Genomic DNA, 2,555 nt, shown 5'->3' with positions numbered 1-2,555 from the left:
AATAATCACCCATACTGGCCGTTTCTATCTGAGATCCAATTAGGAAACAAAGCCGGTATCAAGCTATAAAGCACGATCAAATAAAGAGGTCGACGCCATTCTAACCGATGAAGGGATGAGAAACTTTGATGTTAATAAGCGTGATGGCGTTAAATTTATAAAGCTCCTTGAAAAGCTTTCAGAACAATATGACGGTGGCTCAGAGTTAATATTTTCTATCAATAACAAAAATGAGAGAAACCATACATTTAATTTAAAAGAAATAAATAAACACCTAGTTGTCAAGTTAAACCTTCTCTCACCGACTAGAACTTCCATTATCCCTTGGTTTAAAGAACTGTTTTATGCCTACCGTAATCAGCATGTTATTGCGCTTAAAACAAAGGTCAATAGTCTTGCAAGAATCGTGGTGAACAAAGTTACTAGCCCATGTTCTAAAGCTAAAGCGACACAAGGAGCAACCAATTCCGCCTACTGCATTTTATCTTGCTACACTGACTTACCACTAAAAGGTATTATGCTACCTCTCTCCTACTCGGAGAAAGGTTCCGATGGCAACATCCGTGTTTCGTTCACATACCGAAGCGGTAGCAACCATTGCTTTTCTATTCCAGCTGCGGATAAAGCGTTAGTCCAAGATATTGAGCAATTCGCCACAGAATTAGCGGATAAACAACACAATAAAAATTTTGAGCGACTGCTGCTCAAAAGAGGCCATACAAAAAAGGCTCCTGAAGGCTGGGAGGGTATTTGTCCTATCACATCCAGTCTAATGAGAACATGGTCAATTAAACCAAACGAATACTTTATTTCACTTAAATCAAGTCGCTGGAGAGAGATGACCAGCAACCAAGTGTACTCCGATAATGGCACTGAGGGTGTTCAAAGTACGCTTCAAAACCTTCTTGAAACCATTGATAAACATTATGCCAATGGTGATCCTAAACTTAACAAAATCATCATATCGCAAGCAATACAAGTCATGGAGCAACTCAACGTAGATACAAGCTTAGAGCAAGCGAAGGTGATGGTTGTAGCCAAACTCGGCATTACAATGCTAGCTCATGATGAATGGAAAAAAAAACAAGAGGAAGAAAAAGCCAAGACGAATCCAAATGGCATTCATTGCAACGGGCAACAAAGTATAACAGAAGGCAAAAGCACGCAGCGTGAAACGAGCAATAAAATGGGCTTGGAATTACCATGTACAGAGTACGATATGTGCTACAAATGTCAGTCAGCTAAGGCTGTTGATGACATTCAACCTATTTACAAACTAATTTCTTTTATTCACGTGCTGAAAGAAGCATTAAATCAATATCCAATAGCAAAAGAAGAGGTCCATAAAAAAATAGCTGCTTTTGAGTTCATTCTGGACGAGGCAAGTAACGATGTGTACGACGGTGCTATGGCTCTGTTTAACAAAAATGGATGTCATCCACGAGTAACTATTGACCATGCTGTTTTGACTTTATACCGTTAATAAGGACTCTGCCATGATAAAGCTACCTAAGTATGATCTTAACCGACAGAAAGCCATAATAGATGCACAAAATAAAGTAGGCAGCTACACGGACTACCTAAACGATGTTTTAAAGCCCGCAATTGAACGCGGTAATTGGGATGAGCTTGAATCACTAGATATTGGCTTTACCGTTACTGGTAGGTCACTAGGTAAAGTATCCGACAATAATGCTTGGCGAAAGCTTCAATCCTTCTTTGAGCCTAATACTACAAAACAATACACACTGGACTTCACATTCGATAATAAAACAATCGAACGCAACCTCAGAAATCAACTTAAATCGCTTGCTTTAAAGATGATTTGGCTATCACCTAGAAGTCACTCTTTCTCAGCTATTTGCGATGCCATCCATGGATTAAAAAAACACACTACTCCCCTCATTAATGAAGGTTACAACAGCTTTGAGCATCTCGATTTTGACAGATTGGAGGCTTGGATTCTTACCAGTTTTACTGATATAGATTATGAAAGAGAGAAAATTTACTCTTCAATCAATAAATTATACATCGAATCTGAAGGCCTACCTTTTAAGGTTGCACTTAAGAAAAGGTTAAAGGCGTCAGATTTTGGATTATCCCTTAAAGAAGCTGAGCAACACACAGTCATTCCTCAACGGTTATATTATATAGGACTACAAGCGTCAAAAGATCTAATAAATGAACTGCACTCTATTCGTGATGAATTAGGTGCATTATCAGATTACATCGCGACGTACAGAAATAAGATTTATCAAGGATATGCACAGTACCTTTCTAGTGATGAATCAAAACGAAAAAATGGCAGACAAAAATGGTACTTAGCAAGTAGAAAGCAAAGTGATAAAAAAAATAATAGAGCCTTTACAAAGGCATTTCTCATCCTAGAATCTCCCTCGAAAGCTAACATAGTTGAGTTGCTGTATAAGTATAACCCTGTCATTCAACCTCATTATGCTGACCTTTTTCACCCTGATAGAACCTTACAAATTGGTACGAGATGATCCGCACCAGCAGTTTTGGACACTGAGTTAAGTGAGTACAATCACTAATGA

General features: G+C 38.4%; 2 protein-coding genes. Both read left to right on the top strand.

Annotated features, from left to right (window positions below; genetic code table 11):
* Positions 1-115: 115 nt before the first annotated feature.
* Positions 116-1,483: a hypothetical protein gene (locus ACED45_RS23850; protein ID WP_371715194.1), complete on the top strand. Its 1,368-nt coding sequence runs from the start codon at positions 116-118 to the stop codon at positions 1,481-1,483.
* A gap of 13 nt (positions 1,484-1,496) precedes the next feature.
* On the top strand, positions 1,497-2,504 hold the full coding sequence (locus ACED45_RS23845; RefSeq protein ID WP_371715193.1) for a hypothetical protein: 1,008 nt from the start codon (positions 1,497-1,499) through the stop codon (positions 2,502-2,504).
* Positions 2,505-2,555 lie beyond the last annotated feature (51 nt).

Source organism: Vibrio crassostreae (assembly GCF_041439375.1).
GTDB classification, from domain to species: Bacteria; Pseudomonadota; Gammaproteobacteria; order Enterobacterales; family Vibrionaceae; genus Vibrio; species Vibrio crassostreae_D.
The sequence above is the reverse complement of the archived record's forward strand: the minus strand, read 5'-3'. Positions and strand labels throughout refer to the sequence as shown.

Bases quoted from the DNA above. Each gene is read 5' to 3' on its own strand.
- ACED45_RS23850 (WP_371715194.1), top strand. From the start codon at position 116: ATGAGAAACTTTGATGTTAATAAGCGTGATGGCGTTAAATTTATAAAG.
- ACED45_RS23845 (WP_371715193.1), top strand. From the start codon at position 1,497: ATGATAAAGCTACCTAAGTATGATCTTAACCGACAGAAAGCCATAATA.